The organism is Fructobacillus durionis, assembly GCF_900112405.1.
GTDB classification, from domain to species: domain Bacteria; phylum Bacillota; class Bacilli; order Lactobacillales; family Lactobacillaceae; genus Fructobacillus; species Fructobacillus durionis.
The window spans coordinates 47,518-65,050 of sequence record NZ_FOLI01000002.1 but is presented as its reverse complement, the minus strand read 5'-3'; the positions used below and the strand labels follow the sequence as shown (position 1 = coordinate 65,050).

Annotated in this window: 19 protein-coding genes; 4 read left to right on the top strand and 15 right to left on the bottom strand. The window is 45.6% G+C overall.

The window, feature by feature from the left end:
• Position 1 precedes the first annotated feature (1 nt).
• The 12 genes from rsmB to tig form a co-directional block, all read right to left on the bottom strand.
• On the bottom strand, positions 2 to 1,348 hold the full coding sequence (gene rsmB, locus BMZ93_RS02940; protein ID WP_091502069.1) for a 16S rRNA (cytosine(967)-C(5))-methyltransferase RsmB: 1,347 nt from the start codon (positions 1,346 to 1,348) through the stop codon (positions 2 to 4).
• Positions 1,341 to 2,312 carry a methionyl-tRNA formyltransferase gene (fmt, locus tag BMZ93_RS02935; protein ID WP_091502067.1) on the bottom strand — a complete coding sequence of 324 codons (972 nt, stop codon included), beginning with the start codon at positions 2,310 to 2,312 and terminating at the stop codon, positions 1,341 to 1,343. Before fmt ends, rsmB begins: the two co-directional genes overlap by 8 nt.
• A gap of 86 nt (positions 2,313 to 2,398) precedes the next feature.
• Complete coding sequence (gene priA / locus BMZ93_RS02930; RefSeq protein ID WP_091502065.1) at positions 2,399 to 4,822, bottom strand: primosomal protein N'; 2,424 nt, start codon at positions 4,820 to 4,822, stop codon at positions 2,399 to 2,401.
• Between the two features lie 86 nt (positions 4,823 to 4,908).
• Positions 4,909 to 6,024 carry an AAA family ATPase gene (locus BMZ93_RS02925; protein ID WP_091502064.1) on the bottom strand — a complete coding sequence of 372 codons (1,116 nt, stop codon included), beginning with the start codon at positions 6,022 to 6,024 and terminating at the stop codon, positions 4,909 to 4,911.
• Between the two features lie 138 nt (positions 6,025 to 6,162).
• Positions 6,163 to 6,870 carry a DUF4097 family beta strand repeat-containing protein gene (locus BMZ93_RS02920; RefSeq protein ID WP_091502062.1) on the bottom strand — a complete coding sequence of 236 codons (708 nt, stop codon included), beginning with the start codon at positions 6,868 to 6,870 and terminating at the stop codon, positions 6,163 to 6,165.
• Positions 6,867 to 7,439, bottom strand: a complete 573-nt coding sequence (locus BMZ93_RS02915) for a DUF1700 domain-containing protein (protein WP_091502061.1) — start codon at positions 7,437 to 7,439, stop codon at positions 6,867 to 6,869. Before BMZ93_RS02915 ends, BMZ93_RS02920 begins: the two co-directional genes overlap by 4 nt.
• A 2-nt stretch (positions 7,440 to 7,441) precedes the next feature.
• Positions 7,442 to 7,750, bottom strand: a complete 309-nt coding sequence (locus BMZ93_RS02910) for a PadR family transcriptional regulator (RefSeq protein WP_091502059.1) — start codon at positions 7,748 to 7,750, stop codon at positions 7,442 to 7,444.
• 113 nt (positions 7,751 to 7,863) lie between these two features.
• Entirely contained in the window at positions 7,864 to 8,301 is a 438-nt protein-coding gene (gene msrB / locus BMZ93_RS02905) for a peptide-methionine (R)-S-oxide reductase MsrB (RefSeq protein ID WP_091502057.1), read from the bottom strand.
• Positions 8,298 to 8,822 (bottom strand): peptide-methionine (S)-S-oxide reductase MsrA, encoded by a 525-nt coding sequence (gene msrA / locus BMZ93_RS02900; protein ID WP_091502055.1) that lies wholly within the window; start codon positions 8,820 to 8,822, stop codon positions 8,298 to 8,300. Before msrA ends, msrB begins: the two co-directional genes overlap by 4 nt.
• Positions 8,823 to 8,882: 60 nt before the next feature.
• Entirely contained in the window at positions 8,883 to 9,467 is a 585-nt protein-coding gene (gene yihA / locus BMZ93_RS02895) for a ribosome biogenesis GTP-binding protein YihA/YsxC (protein ID WP_091502053.1), read from the bottom strand.
• 3 nt (positions 9,468 to 9,470) lie between these two features.
• Entirely contained in the window at positions 9,471 to 10,718 is a 1,248-nt protein-coding gene (clpX, locus tag BMZ93_RS02890) for an ATP-dependent Clp protease ATP-binding subunit ClpX (protein WP_091502051.1), read from the bottom strand.
• 72 nt (positions 10,719 to 10,790) lie between these two features.
• The gene (tig, locus tag BMZ93_RS02885) at positions 10,791 to 12,083 is read right to left on the bottom strand and encodes a trigger factor (protein ID WP_091502050.1); all 1,293 of its coding nucleotides are present in this window, start codon (positions 12,081 to 12,083) and stop codon (positions 10,791 to 10,793) included.
• Between the two features lie 179 nt (positions 12,084 to 12,262).
• Between tig and BMZ93_RS02880 the strand changes: the two genes are divergently transcribed.
• Complete coding sequence (locus tag BMZ93_RS02880) at positions 12,263 to 12,694, top strand: GtrA family protein (RefSeq protein ID WP_091502048.1); 432 nt, start codon at positions 12,263 to 12,265, stop codon at positions 12,692 to 12,694.
• Positions 12,695 to 12,764: 70 nt separating this feature from the next.
• Here BMZ93_RS02880 and pepV read toward each other — a convergent pair whose 3' ends face one another.
• Positions 12,765 to 14,180, bottom strand: a complete 1,416-nt coding sequence (pepV, locus tag BMZ93_RS02875) for a dipeptidase PepV (RefSeq protein ID WP_091502046.1) — start codon at positions 14,178 to 14,180, stop codon at positions 12,765 to 12,767.
• A 115-nt stretch (positions 14,181 to 14,295) separates the two neighbouring features.
• Between pepV and BMZ93_RS02870 the strand changes: the two genes are divergently transcribed.
• The 3 genes from BMZ93_RS02870 to BMZ93_RS02860 all read left to right on the top strand — a co-directional run bounded on the left by BMZ93_RS02870 (position 14,296) and on the right by BMZ93_RS02860 (position 16,816).
• Positions 14,296 to 15,156 (top strand): NAD(P)H-hydrate dehydratase, encoded by an 861-nt coding sequence (locus BMZ93_RS02870; RefSeq protein WP_091502044.1) that lies wholly within the window; start codon positions 14,296 to 14,298, stop codon positions 15,154 to 15,156.
• A gap of 21 nt (positions 15,157 to 15,177) precedes the next feature.
• Positions 15,178 to 15,996 (top strand): exodeoxyribonuclease III, encoded by an 819-nt coding sequence (locus BMZ93_RS02865; RefSeq protein ID WP_091502043.1) that lies wholly within the window; start codon positions 15,178 to 15,180, stop codon positions 15,994 to 15,996.
• Positions 15,997 to 16,114: 118 nt separating this feature from the next.
• On the top strand, positions 16,115 to 16,816 hold the full coding sequence (locus BMZ93_RS02860) for a class I SAM-dependent methyltransferase (protein WP_091502041.1): 702 nt from the start codon (positions 16,115 to 16,117) through the stop codon (positions 16,814 to 16,816).
• A 267-nt stretch (positions 16,817 to 17,083) separates the two neighbouring features.
• Here the strand turns inward: BMZ93_RS02860 and BMZ93_RS06580 are convergent, their stop codons facing one another.
• Positions 17,084 to 17,239 (bottom strand): hypothetical protein, encoded by a 156-nt coding sequence (locus BMZ93_RS06580; RefSeq protein WP_159427781.1) that lies wholly within the window; start codon positions 17,237 to 17,239, stop codon positions 17,084 to 17,086.
• Positions 17,240 to 17,254: 15 nt separating this feature from the next.
• Complete coding sequence (locus BMZ93_RS02855) at positions 17,255 to 17,422, bottom strand: class IIb bacteriocin, lactobin A/cerein 7B family (protein ID WP_091502040.1); 168 nt, start codon at positions 17,420 to 17,422, stop codon at positions 17,255 to 17,257.
• Positions 17,423 to 17,533 lie beyond the last annotated feature (111 nt).

The window sequence follows — 17,533 nt, the reverse complement described above, 5'->3', positions numbered from 1 at the left end:
GCTATTCCTTTCTTTGAAAGGTGGCGATGTAAAAGCCATCAGTTTGATAATCATCTGGATACAACTTCAAGGCCAACGTTTCCCGGTCAGCCTGCACTGCCAACTTGGTTTCGGTTTTCACCTGAACAAAGTCGGGGTGCTTAGCCAAGAAAGCGGCCACAACGCCGTCATTTTCCTGGTTCAAAATGGTACAAGTTGAATAAACGAGGTACCCATTCTTCTTTAACTTGGAAGCTGCTGCTTCCAAAATGTCGAGCTGCAACTTCGCCAAGTGCTCAACATCCGCCATGGTTTTATCATAGCGAATTTCCGGCTTACGACGTAGCAATCCTAAACCTGAACAAGGTGCATCGACCAAAATACGGTCGAATTCTTGCTGAAGTTCTTCTGGCACCTTGCGGGCATCCAGGGCCATGGCATCGACACGGTCCGCCACCCCCATCCGAGCGGCGTTTTGAGCAATTAACTTCACCTTATGGTCGTGAATATCCAAGGCGGTCACACGCGCGCCATCTGAGAGATACTGGGCGATTTGAGTCGTCTTACCGCCGGGCGCAGCAGCTGCATCCAAAACAGATTTAACTGAATCATCAATATGCAAGGCTTCAACGGGCAACATGGCCGATTCGTCTTGAATCGTCAATAAGCCTTCCTGGTATGCCTTTGATGAGGCAACGTGTCCACCGGATACAATCAAGGCGTCCGCTGCCAGCGGACCATCCTTGACCTTGTAACCCTCTGCTTCCAAAGACTCTTTCACAGCTGCCTTGGTTGTCTTTGCCGTATTGACGCGGGCGGACTGTTCCGGTGCATGGTTCAACGATTGCAGGATGCTTTCTGTCTTCTTATCACCCAATTGCTTGCTTAATTCTGCAACCAGCCATTCAGGCACTGAATACGTGACGGACAAGCGCTTTGTTTCATCCTTAATCTTTGCTGGGTCTGGCAAGCCATGACGGTCCATGCTATGCAAGATAGCCGTAACAAACTTTCCAGCACCAACGTTTCCCAAAGTTTTCGCCACTTCAATCGTTTCGTTAAAGATGGCGTGCTTTGGAATTCGGTCCAACTCTTTCCACTGGTAAAGGGCCGTCAATAGCAACTCCTTCAACCAGGGTTCCATCTTCTTTCCCTTAACGAAGGGGTTCAACCAGTATTCTAGTAGCAAACGATACTGAATTGTCCCATAAACCAAGCTGGTCAAGAGTCCTTTATCAGAATCTTTCAAAGGATTTTGCTTAATAATCTGGTTCAACTGTAAGTTCGAGTAAGCCCCGTTTTTCACTTTGGCCAAAGTCACAGCCGCTAACAGACGGGGGTTATTTGAACGTAACGTTTTCTTAGGCATTCGCCTCTCCTAAATCAATCCAAGCATCCCCAACGGCTAGGTTCTGACCCGCCCCGTTCAAAAATGCTGCAATTGGCATAACAGCCTTACCGGCTGGTTGCAATTCTTCCACGGCGATTTGGCTACCATCGGCCGCCGCCACGTGTAAGTGCTTCTTATCCTTCAAAGTGATGACACCAGGCTGAGCATCCGTCTTTTCAGCCAGTGGGCTGACTTTGACAAACTTAATTGACTGCCCCTTTGACTTAGCGTGGGCAGGATGCGTTGGATAGAGGCCTCGAATGTGCCAGTCCAGCTCCTGTGCCGTTTCCTTATCAAAGTGCAATTCCTGCTGTTCCCGGGCAATGTTAGGTGAAAAAGTCACTTTGTCTTCGTCCTGTGCTTGCCCCTTCAACTCACCAGAAGCAATCTTCTCCAAGTTGTCAGTCACGAGGCTAACAGCTGCAGCCCCTAACTTATCAAACATCGTACCGACATTATCAGATGGCGTAATTGGGACTTTGACAACCGCCAAAGCATCCCCAGCATCCATCTTCTTCACCATGTACATCAATGTCACACCGGTTTCCTGATCACCATTCATAATGGCGTAGTGAACAGGCGCTCCCCCACGGTACTTTGGTAGCAAGGAAGCATGGGCGTTCACGGCACCGTACTTAGCAGCTTCCAATAACTTGACTGGCAGGAACTGACCAAAGGCCGCCGTCACAATGAAGTCTGGTGCAATTTCAATGACCTTTGCCATTTCTTCTGAACCAGAAATCTTTTCTGGCTGTAACACAGGTAGTCCTAATTTTTCAGCCGCTTCCTTCACGGGACTGGCCTTCAACTGGCGCTTACGACCAAAAGGACGGTCAGGCTGCGTTACCACAGCTTTGACGTCAAAACGATCATCTGAAGCTAGGGCTTCTAAAGTTGGAACCGCAAACTGTGGGGTCCCCATAAAGACGATTGATAAAGCCATGTTCTTCTACCTCACTCTATTTTCTAAAAAAGTCTCAATATTTACATTATAACAAAAATTACTAAGGGCCAAAACGACCAGAGCAATCACATGAAAGAAACCGGGTCACGTCGAACTTCCAGACGGAAGCCCTTCTCTGCTTTTTGCGAACGGTCCACTAAGTCCCGCAGCAGTTCGTCTGCCTCATTGGGCTTTTTCATCTTCAAAATCATTTGGAAGAAGTAGCGTCCCTGCATTTTCGCAATCGAACGAGGTGACGGTCCCAGCACCAAAACATCTTCCGGCAAGCGCTTCTTTAGCCAGGCAGCAATCTTTGCCGTCTGCAAGGCAACCTTCGATTCATCAAGATCCGAACACTGAATTTGAATCGTGTAGAAGTATGGTGGAAATTCCGCCGCGTGTCGAATCTGCATCTCCTGCCGGTAGAATCCCTCGTAATCGTGGTTTTGAGCGAACTTCAAAACGTAGTGGTCTGGGTTAAAGGTTTGAATGACCACCTCTCCCTGCTGTTCAGCACGACCAGCACGGCCAGCCACCTGCGTTAAGAGTTGGAAGGTTTTTTCAGAGGCGCGGAAATCCGGCAAACCCAAACCCGTATCGGCATTTAACACACCAACTAAAGTGACATCAGGGAAATCCAATCCCTTGGCAACCATCTGAGTTCCCAAAAGAATTTGAGCCTTCTTTTTACCAAAGTCGGCCAAGGCTTTAGCCATGGCCCCCTTCTTACGCGTTGTATCCTGGTCTAATCGAATAACAGCGTATTCCGGCAGCAATTCTTTTAATTCTGCCTCCACCTTTTCAGTGCCCGTCCCGTAATAACGAATACGACGGGAACCACAGGCAGGGCAAACTTGAGGAATGGCTTCCTGGTAATCACAGTAATGGCACTTCAAAGTGCGCGTGTCCATGTGCAGTGTCATGGCCAAATTACAGTTCGGGTCCCGTGGGACATAACCACAGTCACGACACATCACAAAGGAAGAAAAGCCACGCCGGTTCAACATCAAAACCGCCTGTTCACCCCGTCCTAAGTGCTCCTTCAACTTATCCAAAAGTTCCTGAGAGAAGTTTGTATCACCACGGTCTAACAATTCCTGTCGCATATCGACAATGTCGACTTTAGGAAGACTAGCAGCCGGATTGGCGCGGGCTGTCAACGTCAACAATTGGTAGACACCCTTTTGCGCACGGGCCCGACTTTCCAACGATGGGGTGGCCGATCCAAGTACAACCGGCGCATGGTGGTAGGCGCCACGCCAAAGGGCAACGTCGCGGGCTGAATAATGGGGATTCTCACTTTGGCTATACGAAGCTTCATGCTCTTCGTCTACGATGATCAAACCCAACTTGTCCAGCGGCGCAAACACCGCCGAACGAGCCCCAACAACCACCTGCACCTTTCCTTCTCGGATACGACGCCATTCATCATAGCGCTCACCGGCGGAAAGGCCAGAGTGCAAGAGAGCGGTTTTATCGCCAAAACGGTCCTGTACCCGTTTTTGCATCTGTGGGGTCAGTGCGATTTCTGGTACTAAGAAAAGCACCTGTTCACCCCGATTAATGGCCTCTTGAGCAGCCTGTAGGTACACCTCGGTCTTACCAGAACCGGTAATTCCCTCTAAAAGAAAAGTCTCGTTTTTCTTTTTAACAATGGCTGTCGTGATGGCGTCATAGGCAGCCCTTTGCTCTGGATTCAACACCTTTTCCTGCTCAACCCAGCTACCGGAAACACTATCCGGACGACGCTTCACTTCAACCTGGACTTTTTTCAAAGTCCCCTTTTCAACGGCGGTATTCAAAGAAGCAACTGAAGTATCGAGCTGACTAAGCCACTCCTGCTTAGAGAAGGTTTGCCCAGGGTGTGCCATTGCAAAGTCTAGCAAACGTTGTTGCTGCTTCGCGCCCTTCCCCAGCTGCTCTTGGATGGCCTCTAAAGCCTCGTGATCAGCATTCGTTTGGTAGGCTAAAACGGTTTTGACTTTCCCCTTATTCTCAATAACTGGAACAACGGCCAGCTGGCCTTCTTTTTGTAATTCTCGAATGGCCCGCCAGCCCTTGGCCGTGAAGTTCTTGGTCTTAACCAGGCGTTCTTGCTGACCATCCAAATAAGTCACTCGGTCTTCGTCGGACAAGCCTTCTAAGGCCGTTAACTTCTTCCGATAATCCGCCTTTAAAGCCGTTGGTAACATCAAGGCTAAAAAGGAGACCCAGTAGGAAAAGTTACTTTCTGCCAAGTCATGGGCTAGCGTCAATAGCTCTTTTGAGAGTACCGGCTTTTCATCCAGTACCGTCAACACATCCTTGACCTGTTCCTCTTTTAAATCAGCAGGTAGTTCTTCTGTTAAATTCACGACATAGCCCAATACCGAACGGTGCCCAAAGGCAACCAAAACACGTACACCTGGTCGCACTTGGTCAGCTAATTCACTTGGAATTAAATAGGTATATGGTCGGTTTGTCTGCTGTGTCGGTACATCGACGACAACCTGTGCATATGATTGCTTCATGACACTCCTTTCGTTAAAAATACTATACAGAATTCAAATTAAAATACTATAAAGGGGCCTACCAAACGGCAGCCCCCTCTCAGGCATTAAACCTTTGTCAGGTTCACACCAACACGTTCTTCAATAATGTGTAAAGCTTGTAGGTAACGGGCGTAATAACCATCGTGGTCAACACCTTGGCCCTCGTGCTTCAAAGCCACGGCCTTGTCTTCAAAGCCATACTCTTTAATGATCTGCCAAAGATGCTTATCAAAGAGACGGGAATAGTCTTCATCCGCTCCGTTATCAACCGCGACCTCTGGTGGAATAACCAAAATAAGGTCCAACTCCTCTTCGCCAATTGTATTGTCAAAGAGTGCCTTTAACTTCTGGTTATCTGCATCCGACAACCAGGCCCGAGTTTCGGCCATGGTGACCATAGCGTCCGTGTCAAAGAAGGTCAGGCCGTTGTTGGCCGGTGAATTAATTTCAGCCGAATTCGCATCGTACTGTCCTTGAATGATTCGCGAGTAGTCTTTTAACAAAAGCTCGGAATCAAAGACGTTTGACTTCTCTTGGTAGGTTCTTGAAAACTCAACGGAGAATGGCGAGTTCGAGGTACGGGCCAATCGCCTTGTCAAAGTTGACTTACCGGTTTGTGGTGCCCCAACAACCAAAATTTTCTTAGCAAAATGACGGCGAAAAACACGATTAATGTAGTCCCAGTTTCCAAGTGGATCCTTACGGACTGCTGTGGCAGAAACTTTCAAAATCGTCCGATCCATCAATGAAACGGACCAGTGTTCATCATCAGGCAGCAACGTTTCTAGTCTCTCCTTATAGTCTTCTTCACCAGTATAGAGAGTGATATGGGCGTTTGGATTAGTAATGTTACGCTTAATCGTTTCGACTAAACGGTTTGTCCACTCCTGCCAGCCATTAGGCATTTGTGGAATATCATCTTCGTTAATGTAATCAACCTTGATGCGCTTTTCATCGTTGAAAGCTTCACGCAAGTAGCGGAAGCGTTTCTCAACTGGAAGACCGATTTGGTCGCCACGGTCCCCCGTGTAGCCAGAGGTAATCACCACAACACCATCATTTAAGGCAGCCGCCTTATAGATTTCAGCCTGATGTCCGATATGCATGGGTGCTAAGGTTCCAAAGAAGACCCCAATGCGATCTCCTGCTAGGTTTTCTTTTATTAGATTTGCTTTAACCATTTTCTCCTACCGAAGTTGACTGGCCCAAGGGCCGAATTGCTTTTATTATATCAAATTACAACTAGGACTGAAAAAGTCCTTCTCAAATATCAAATAAAAAAGCGCCTCAAAATGAGAGCGCCTGCATGTCATCGTTATTTAAGTGAGTGAAATATCGCCATTCCAATTTCTAAAGGAAAGGACCGCTTGGTTAGCCGGAACATTTTGGTAACAATTGGTAATGTTAATATCGCCATTACGACTATAACTTTTTAGTTTAGGTAGGGTTGAATCTCGAACTTGAATATCACCATTCCGGTTTTCAACATCACCAGACTTGTTAACCTTACTATCTGAAAGGAAGATATCACCATTGACATTGGTCATCTGAATATTCTCCGTCTCTATCTTTGACAAGTGAATATCGCCATTAATATTTCCCAAAGCAACGTTCTTCAAGTCAAATTTCTCGGGAACAACCACTGTAATCTGATGACGACCATGGTTTTTAATACCAAAGGACCAATTATTCTTTTCATCACCAGTGACTTTAACAGTTCCGTCGATTGCAGAAACTGTTACGCTAGTTTTTTCAGCAGGATCCGTTAACACAGCGAAGTGCTCGCCATGCTTCAAAACAATATCCGCATCCTTGCTCGTCACATCCAGCGCAGTAACATCCTGTTTCCCAGTTGTTACCTGGTCGGGGGTAATATCTGCCGTCCCCTTTTCATCCTGATCGGACAAATAGATGGGGCCGTTATTCCAATACAGCTCACCAGGCAGTCCACCACGGCAAACGGCTAGAGCAGATAGGGATAAACCAGCCACAATAAAGACAAGGCCGACTAAGACTTTTTTATTCATCGTTTAGCCACCTTTCGAATCAATCGGTAAAGGGTATGGGTCAAAGACTTGGCCCAGTCACTGGCCTTTAACGACAGCCAACTGGCATAAGACGAGGCAATAATCGGGACACCCAGTAAAGCGAGGCCAATTCCAATGTAAAATAAACCGGCCCAAAGGTTTTGCGGGCAAACAACCGCCCCGGCAATCACGACAAAGGCCGAAGCCAAAATAAAGGCAATCGCCACCACCCATGCCATGAATGGCAAAATGATAATCAAAACATAGGCAGTAATGAGCAGTGGGAACCAAATGGGGGCGCTAATTAACACCATCAACCAGAAGAGCCAACCATCGCGTCTAAAAAGCGATGCCGTTTTACCAGTTGCACTGTTATCCTGCTCCTCGTCAGGAACAAATTCCACTCGTAATTTCTTTGCCAGTGCAGCGGGTTCACCTAACTTTTCACGCGCTGCGGTATCCGATAACTTCCCGTCAGCAAAGTAGTTTCGGTAGTAATCGATAATATTTTCTTGCTCGCTTTGAGGCAGGTCTGTTAAGGCCTGCTCGAGCTCTTGTAAATAGGTCATACTTACCCTTCTCCCAGAAACGAATTAATCTGCTCTTCAAAAGTCAGCCAGTCCGCACAGGCTTCTTTTAGGTGTAACTGTCCCGCGTCAGTTAATTCATAGTATTTACGAATCCGCTCCGCAAATACCTTAGAACTTGTTGTCACCAAACCCTCTTTCTCTAAACGACGTAATACCGGATAGGTCGTTGAGTCTGAAATTGGCACCTCACTTTGAATCTTCTTTGTCAGGGCGTACCCGTACAAAGGTTCTTCTTGTAAAACAGAAAGAATCACTGCTTCGAGCACTCGATTAGGAATCTTAATAGCCATACTACTCTCCTCATACAATATTATATAAGATATAGTATTCAAGGTAAATATTCTAATTAAAAAAATTCAAATTAAAAAGTCCTTGCATTCACGCAAGGGCTTTTCTAAAAGGGTCACTTAAATAATTTTAAGTAACGGCCGTAACCTTCTTTTTCCATGTCCGCCTTTGGAACAAAACGTAAGGCAGCGGAATTAATGCAGTAACGTAGACCACCCTGGTCAGCAGGTCCATCGGGGAAAACATGGCCTAAATGAGAGTTCGCTTCAGCTGAACGAACTTCAGTCCGCACCATTCCGAAGGAGCTATCCGTATTCTCCTTTAAATCAGCCTCATCGATTCCCTTTGTAAAGGCAGGCCAACCGCAGCCTGAATCGTACTTATCAGTTGATGAAAAGAGTGGCTCACCCGAAACAACATCAACAAAGATGCCATCCTCCCACCATTGATCGTACTTTCCAGTGAAAGGACGCTCCGTTCCAGCGTTTTGCGTCACTTCATACTGCTCAGAAGTTAGTCGTTTTTTCAAGTCTTCTTGGTTGTACTTTGTCATCGCTTATCCCTCCAATACTTAGCCCGGTACTGCTGCCTTGGCACCATCATCATGGCTTCACGCAATGGGTCTTTCTTATAGAAGTCCTGGTGGTACTCCTCCGCTTCATAAAAGGGCTTGGCATCCTCAATCGTTGTCACAATTGACTTCTTGAATCTTCCAGATTCTTCCAAGGCTTTCTTAGATTCTTCCGCCACCTTCCGTTGTTCAGGAGAATTCACAAAAATAACCGGTCGGTAAGAGTCCCCACGGTCTGCAAACTGCCCCATGGCATCGGTTGGATCCGCTACCTGCCAATATAGGTCCACTAGTTCACGGTAGGAAATGACATCTGGGTCAAAGTCAATCTTAACCGCTTCCGTATGCCCTGTCGTGTGTGAGCAAACTTCTTCGTATGTTGGGTTTGCGACGTGGCCGCCGGTGTAACCGGAACGAACCTTAATAATCCCTGGTAGGGAATCAAAGGGTTCGACCATGCACCAAAAACAACCACCCGCAAAAATTGCACTATCTTCTGCCATATGAAAAGACCTCCTTGGTACTCTATTGTACCAAGGAGGTCTTTTAGGTCAATTCTTATCTTACATTCGTTCTTCAATCCAGTTCCAAACCGTGTCCTTACCAGATTTCGTAATGGACGAGAAGAAGCAAAAGTCGGAGTTGGCTGAATCAAAACCAACCGCCTTCTTGATGATTGATTCCGACTGGTTCAACTTACCACGGGCAATCTTGTCCGCCTTGGTTGCAACCAAGAGAATTGGAATATTGTAGTAATCCAACCACTGATACATCATCACGTCTTCTTCACTAGGCTTATGGCGAGCATCAACCAGTGAGATCACGCCTCGTAATTGCTTACGGGTACTAATGTAGGTTTCAATCATTTGGCCGAACTCTTCACGCTTCTTCTTTGAAACCTTGGCATAACCATAACCCGGAACATCAACGAAGTACATTTCATCTTCGACTGAATAAAAGTTCAAAGTCTGTGTTTTACCAGGCTGACTAGAAGTACGCGCAAAGTTTTTTCGGTTAATTAGGGTATTTGTCAACGAGGACTTTCCAACGTTTGAACGGCCAACAAGGGCAAATTCAGGACGTCCATCCTCTGGATATTGACTTGGGGAAACGGCCGACATGACCATTTCAACGTTATGAACATCCATGTTTTACTTCTCTTCTTTCTTCAGAACCAGCTTTGGCTCTTTACCAGACTCAACGGCAGCCTTGGTAATGACTACCTTTTCAACGTCGTCACGGGAAGGAATTTCGTACATGATGTCCTTCATGACTTTTTCGATAATGGAACGCAAGCCACGGGCACCGGTACCACGGGAGATGGCCAAATCAGCCATTGCCTTCAAAGCGGCTGGTTGGAACTCTAAGTCCACGCCATCCAATCCCAAGAGGGCTTTATACTGCTTAACCAAGGCGTTCTTAGGCTGGGTTAAGATGTGAGTCAAATCTTCGACTGTCAACTCGTCCAAGACCGTGATAATTGGTAAACGACCAATAAATTCAGGAATCAACCCGAACTTTGAAAGATCTTCTGGTTCGACGTTTTGTAGAATATTATCCTTTGACAAAGCTTCTGCGTTTTCAGAAGAAGCAGAGCCAAATCCAATCACTCGCTTACCCAGGCGTTCTTTAATAATGGTATCCAAACCTGCAAAGGCTCCACCGACAATAAAGAGAATGTTGGTCGTATCCACCTGAATCAACTCTTGGTTGGGGTGTTTACGTCCACCCTGAGGTGGAACGGAGGCAATTGTCCCCTCTAGCATCTTCAACAAGGCCTGCTGAACACCTTCACCGGAAACATCACGGGTAATGGAAACGTTTTCGGACTTCTTGGCAATCTTATCAATTTCATCGACATAGATAATACCACGTTGGGCAGATTCAACATCGAAATCCGCTGTTTGCAGCAACTTCAACAAGATGTTCTCCACGTCTTCCCCAACATATCCGGCTTCTGTCAAAGTCGTGGCATCTGCGATAGCGAATGGCACCTGCAGAATCTTAGCCAATGACTGAGCCAAGTAAGTCTTACCGGACCCAGTAGGTCCAAGCAAGGCGATGTTTGACTTTTGCAGTTCGACATCCGTCGTCTTCAAGGCGTTTTCATTAACACGCTTGTAGTGGTTATAAACAGCCACTGCCAGAGTCTTCTTAGCATCATCTTGTCCAATCACGTAGTCGCCCAGTGATTCAACAATTTGCTTTGGAGTTGGCAAGTCAATTTGCTCCTCCTTAGCATCAATAGCTAAGTCCTCTTTAATGATCTGTTCAGCCAGGTCAGTACATTCATTACAGATGTACAAGCCATCAGGTCCGGCAACTAACTTTTTAACCTCATCAGCACCCTTCCCACAGAAGGAACAGTGAATCATAGGTCCTTGATTTTGCTCAGCCATAAGCCGTCCTTTCGTTTTTTACTCAAAACTTCTTTATAAGAAAAAAAGCCCGCAATGGGCTTTTAATCTCGTTTACTTTGCCTTAGCAGAAGAAACGATCTTATCAACCGCTGCCTTCATGGCGATGTCATGCTTCAACAAAGCGTCTGACAATGATTGCTTAACTTGTTCTTCAGAGATGTTGTACTGTGAAGCCAAATCCTTCACTTCAGCAGCAACTTCTTCGTCTGATGGTTGAACATCTTCAGCCTTAACGATGGCTTCCAATACCAAGTTAGTCTTAACACGGTTGTCAGCACCTTCAGCAAATTGCTTCTTCAATGAATCTTCTGTTTGACCAGAGATTTGGAAGAACATTTGTGGTGAGATACCTTGTTGTTGCAATTGACCGAGGTATTGTTGCATTTGACGGTTAACGTCTTCATCGATCATTTCTTGTGGAATGTCACCACCAACAACTTCGGCATTCTTTACAGCAGCTTCAACGGCTGCGTCTTCGAAGGCATCCTTGGCTGCTTCTTCACGAGCTTCTTCCAAGTTCTTCTTTGTCTTAGCCTTCAATTCGTCAAGTGTGTCAACGTCTTCGTCAACATCCTTAGCAAATTCGTCATCCAAGTCAGGCAATGACTTGCGCTTAATTTCGTGAAGCTTTACTTCGAACAAAGCTTCCTTACCAGCCAAGTCCTTTGCTTGGTAATCTTCTGGGAAGGTTACCTTCACGTCAACATCGTCACCGGCAACGTGTCCAACCAATTGGTCTTCGAAGCCAGGGATGAATGAGCCTGAACCCAATTCAAGTGAGTAGTCCTTTGATTGTCCACCTTCGAAGTGGTCACCATCAATTGAACCGTCAAAGTCGATTACGACAGTATCGCCGTTTTCAGCCTTTGTTCCTTCAGGTTGCAAAACCAATTCAGCTTGGTTTTCTTGCATACGCTTGATTTCAGCATCAACGTCTGCATCTGAAACAGTGGCATCTTGCTTTTCAACAGTCAAACCAGTGTAGTCACCCAACTTGATTTCTGGGGCAACGGCAACTTCAGCCTTCATTTCCCAGTCAGCACCCTTTTCCATTGAAACTGGAGCGATGTCAGGTTGTCCAACAACCGTAATACCTGCTTCTGCAACAGCAGCTTGGTAAGCGGCTGGCAAAACAAAGTCCATTACGTCTTGGTACAAAGCTTCTTCACCAAACTTTTGCAAGAATAGTGACATTGGTACCTTACCCTTACGGAAACCAGGAACGGCGATCTTGTCCTTGTTCTTTTCAAAAGCGGCCTTCAAGCCCTTTTGTACATCCGCTTGTGCGATTGAAAATTCTAATGTTCCGCGGTTTGCATCCGCAGCTGCTGTCCATTTAGACATAGTAAATCCTCCAAGTTATTTCTTCCTACTAATTTTAGACTAAATAGACGATTATCACAAGGTTTCTGCCCCGATTTCCTAGAAAGTTCCATCATATTTCTAATTTACAAATTTTTAATGTTCATTTTGTTAATATTTGCTATTATATATTGAAATAACACGGTTTAGAGGGAAGAGCCATGGTTAAAAAGTTACTAATCAAATACGACCGCATCATTCGTTACCTTATTCTAGGATTTGGGACTTTTTTAGTGAACATGTGGGCCTATGGTTTCATTTCAAAGGTGGCCAACTACTCCATTGCATACACACTAGCCTGGGGAATTGCCGTTCTCTTTGCCTACGTTACAAACCGGCAGTGGGTCTTTGAATCCAAGGTTTCTGGCTGGCAAATCATCCCCGAAATCATCAAGTACTATTCATCCCGTGGCCTGACTTTCTGGCTGGGACTGGTCATCATGTGGATTGGTGTTTACCTAATGTCCTTCAACGACTTTTACGTCAACATCGCCCGTAACGCCATGCTACTGATTCCGAACTACTACTTAGCAAAGTTCTATGTTTTCCGTGATAAGCAGAAAAAGGAACAAGCTGAAACTCAGGTTGATTGAGTGGAAGATTAATTTTAAAAAAAATAAAAATGCTGTGCATCAATTGCACAGCATTTTTTATTACAGTTCATTATTCAGGCAAATTTGCCAATTCGTAAATGGCTTGGCCATAGATTCCCATTGAGCGAACCAAATCGTCAACCAAGGCAAATTCGTTCACCTGGTGCATAGTTTCTGGTGAATCTGGGAACAAGGTACCAAAGGCGACACCACGATCCATCAAACGACCGTAAGTTCCACCACCAATCACTTGGTCATAGGCAGGCAAACCTGTTTGATCATGGTAAATGTTCAAAAGCGTCCGAACAACTGGATCATCAGGGGCAACGTAGTGAGGTACCTGTGAGTGGCCACCAATCTTGGCTTCGTGTGGCCATGATGACACGGCGTTTGCCAACTGTCCACGGATGAAGTCTGGTGAGATACCCTTTGGATAACGGAAGTTATAGTTGATGAAGGCACCCTCTTCTTCGTTGAAGCGGATGATTCCGACGTTCATTGACAAGGCACCCATCACTTCGTCCTCAAAGGCAACGCCCAATTGACGACCGGTTGGGTCATCGTGTGACCAAGTCCCCAAGTAGGCCAAGAATCCGGCAGCTGATCCGCCAAATTCATACTTTTCCAAGAAGTGAGCCAAGTAAGTACCGGCGTTCTCACCCGTTTCAGGTAATGAGCCGTGGACTTGCTTTCCAATTACTTCGAGTTGCACTTCGTCGCCGTCCAATGTGACTTTTCCGTGCACTTGAGGATGGGCTGCCAAGAAGGCCTTGAAATCGTCATCCACTTGGTCAAAAGTCAAACCGCTAACCGTCGCACGGGCCACACCTGGCACCATGTTGGTACGAAGTCCGGATTCAAAGTTCAACAACTGGGCCTTATCTCCGTTCGTACCAGCGGCCGTCACGTTAACCTGCATGTTTCCCTTTTCACCATTGATGATTGGGTATTCGGCATCGGGTGAGAAGCCAAAGGCTGGCGCTGGTTCGACTTCGAAGTAACGAGTCATTCCCGTCCAGTCGTTTTCTTCATCAGTACCGAAGATCAAACGAACGCGGCGCTTCAAAGGCAAGTTCAAGTCACGAATCATCTTGAAGGCGTAGTAAGCGGCCAATCCAGGCCCCTTATCATCGGAAGCCCCACGGGCAATGACTTTACCGTCTTCGATAACCGCCGTAAATGGGTCGGTGTCCCAACCTTCACCGGCTGGCATGACATCGGCATGGGCCAAGAGGGCAACGTATTCGTCGCTGTCTTCAGGACCGATTTCAATGTAGCCAACAATGTTCTCGATGTTCTTCGTTTTGAAACCATCACGTTCAGCCAAGGACAAAACATGTACCAAAGCATCACGTGGGCCAGGACCCAATGGTGCATCCTTTGTTGCCTTACTATCATCACGAACGGAAGGAATTGCTAAATAATCAGCGAGGTCAGCTAAATAAGCCGCCTCTTCTTCCTTTGCTTTCTCTTGCCAATTGATCATGGAAACCTCCTCATGTCATCTGAAAAGTCGCTCCGGGCTTTTTCATAATATTCTAATGATTTGATTTTAATTATACACAACTCCGCGTTAAAATGTGCATAGGAGGACAAATTTTATGATTCAACTTTCACAAAAAATCGCAGCCAATGTGATTCAGCCACGTAAGTCACAGAGTTACAAGGGTACCTACGGTCGCGTCCTCATCATTGGAGGAAACGCCAACCTTGGTGGCGCCGTCATCATGAACGCCCAAGCGGCTGTCCAATCCGGTGCTGGACTAGTGACGGTGGCCACGGACTTTTCGAATAAGACCGCCATTCACGCCCGCCTACCCGAGGCCATGGTAGTTGACTACCATGATCATTTAGCAGATTATATTCAAAAAGCCGACGTTGTGCTGATTGGATCCGGGCTCGGTGAGGAAGTTGACATCTTAAAAACCTGTCTCAAAGCCGTACAAGAAAATCAAATTGTTATTATTGATGGTTCGGCGATTACCATGATGGCCGAGCACAACCTTGACCTCCCCAAGGCTCAAGTCGTGCTCACCCCCCATCAAATGGAATGGCAACGCTTAGGTGAAGTGGCGATTGCCGACCAAAGTCGTGAGGACAACAACTGGGAGGCCCTGGTTAGTTTTCATCCAGAACCAATCTTAGTTTTGAAATCAAATGCCACCCAGGTATACTTAGAACATGAACTTTATCAACTTTCGGTTGGTGGTCCTTACCAAGCGACGGGTGGCATGGGCGATACGTTAGCCGGCATGATTGCTGGCTTTACTGCCCAGTTCCACCCACTTGGTCCAGCCGTTCTATCCGCCGTTTACTGCCATTCAGCCATCGCCGCTGAACTCAGCAAATCGGCCTACGTGACGCTGCCATCGAAGATTGCCGAAGCCATCCCCGCCTACATGAACAAGTTAGCGGACATGCCCCTCTCGGCCACCGGGCTTGATGAAGAACAAGAAGAATAAGCATAAAGGAAGCGCACTCAAATGAAACTGATTTCCTGGAACATTGATTCCATCAACGCAGCTGTCGAGCACAAATCCGACCGTGGTCTCATGACCTGGGGCGTACTCGAAGGGATTGCGGCTAAGCAACCCGACGTTGTTGCCATTCAAGAAACAAAACTTAAAGTCGATGGTATGACTAAAAAGCAAAAGGAAGCCCTGGAAGGCCTCTTCCCCGGCTACCATTTCTACGCCAACTCATCTTCAGCCCGCAAGTCCTATGCGGGGACGATGCTCATTACTAAGGACGAACCAATCATGGTCGACTTCCCAGCCATTGGTGCCCCCGGTGAAATGGATCAGGAAGGACGTATCGTCACGGCAGAGTTCGAAGACTGCTATGTTTCAACCGTCTACACACCAAACGCCGGTGGCGAACTTGCCCGTCTAGATGATCGCCAACTCTGGGACGATGCCTACCGCAATTACATCGATGGGTTAAACGAAAAGAAGCCAGTCATTTTCTCCGGGGACTTCAACGTTGCCCACGAAGAAATCGATTTGAAGCATCCTAAGCAAAACCACCACTCCGCTGGTTTTACCGACGAAGAGCGTGAGCACTTCACCAAGCTTTTGGATGCTGGTTACACGGACACTCTCCGTGCTATGTACCCTGACCAACCAGACATCTACTCTTGGTGGGCACAGCGTTCAAAAACTTCGAAGATCAACAACTCCGGCTGGCGGATTGACTACTACTTGGTCTCAAACCGCATCGCCGATAAAGTCGAAGACATCCATGTCGTTGACACTGGTGCCCGTCAGGATCACGCGCCATTGGAATTAGATATTAAGATGTAAATAAAGAAGCTTCGCAACTAATAACTGTGAGGCTTTTTTATTTACTTAATTCAACAATGCAAAATATTGAACGTCTTGTATGGTATATTAAATAAAACTTTCAACGGAGAGAAGCACAATGAAAAAAGGTGTCGATGCACCATATGCATTATTTGGGATGACTTTTGCAGCTATACTGTTCTGTTTTCAAGCCATTCGAACCAATAATCTGATTTTCTGGATTTCTACCATTGTTTTATCCTTCTCAGCTGTTACATACTTTCATACAACCTACTTTGGAAAGTATAAAATTATAGAGGCTGCTGTACGACGACTACACATTAAAACAGATAATCAAATTTTAGACCTGGGGACAGGCCATGGCATTGTCCTAACTGAAGTTGCTAAATATTTAAAAGTTCCTGGTAAAGCAACTGGGATTGATATCTGGCGTAGTAGCGATCAATCGAATAACTCCAGTGAATCGGCAACATCAAACATTCATCGACTGGGGTATGAAAAAGTCGCAAACGTTATGACGGCAAACATGCTTGCACTCCCCTTCCCAGATAATAGTTTTGACATTATCACCGCTAGCTTATCCATTCACAACCTTAAATCGAATACAGAAAGAGCAATCGCCCTTACAGAAGCAACACGCGTTTTAAAGCCAAACGGTAAGCTTCTCATCATTGACTTAAAATATGCTCGCGAATATCAAGAAACATTACTACATAGTAATCAATTCACTACCGTTCAATCAGTAAAAAATGGTTACAACGGTTGGTGGGGTGGGCCGTGGATGGCAACCACCATTATTACAGCTCAAAAAAACAAGTAAAAAGGTACTATCAACAATTGTTGATAGACCTTTTTCTTTTAGCCTCATAACATCCGATTAATTATTGTATTGATATTCCAAGTTACTGGTTATTTTCTCGAAAAATATAGCAAGATGCCTGTTATTAGTAATAAAATAACCTCTAAAATATCTAATTTCTGAATACCTATAACAACCATTATGAAATAAATAACACTAGCTAGTAAATCAATGACAAAAATAAAATTAACGATTGACTGTAGATTAACAACTCTCGTTTTCTTCAAATTATTTTCTCCGCATTGCTTTTCCAATCTTATAGCCAAGCTCAAATCCGCCTGTAAATAAACCTGCACCCATAGCTACACTTTTACCTGAAACTTTATAATATCTTTTTCCCCCAGTAACATTGATTAAATTCTCATCTTTAAGATTAATTGTCATAATATGGCTCCTTTTTTAACGCAATCCCAAATACAAACCAGCACCAATTCCAGCAGTAAAGCAACCTGCTCCAATTGCAGCACCCTTTGTAATTAACACACCACCAATAACAATTGGAAATATTCCCCCATTCACTTTTGCTAATTCGTACTCTTCCATAATTTGAAAACCATTAGAATCCATGTAAATCTCCTTTATACTCAAAATTTGTTAGCTAACACTACAACTGTAACAATAAAAATACATGTATATTGATAATAACTTAGCAACTGTAACTTAAAAATTATCTTGACT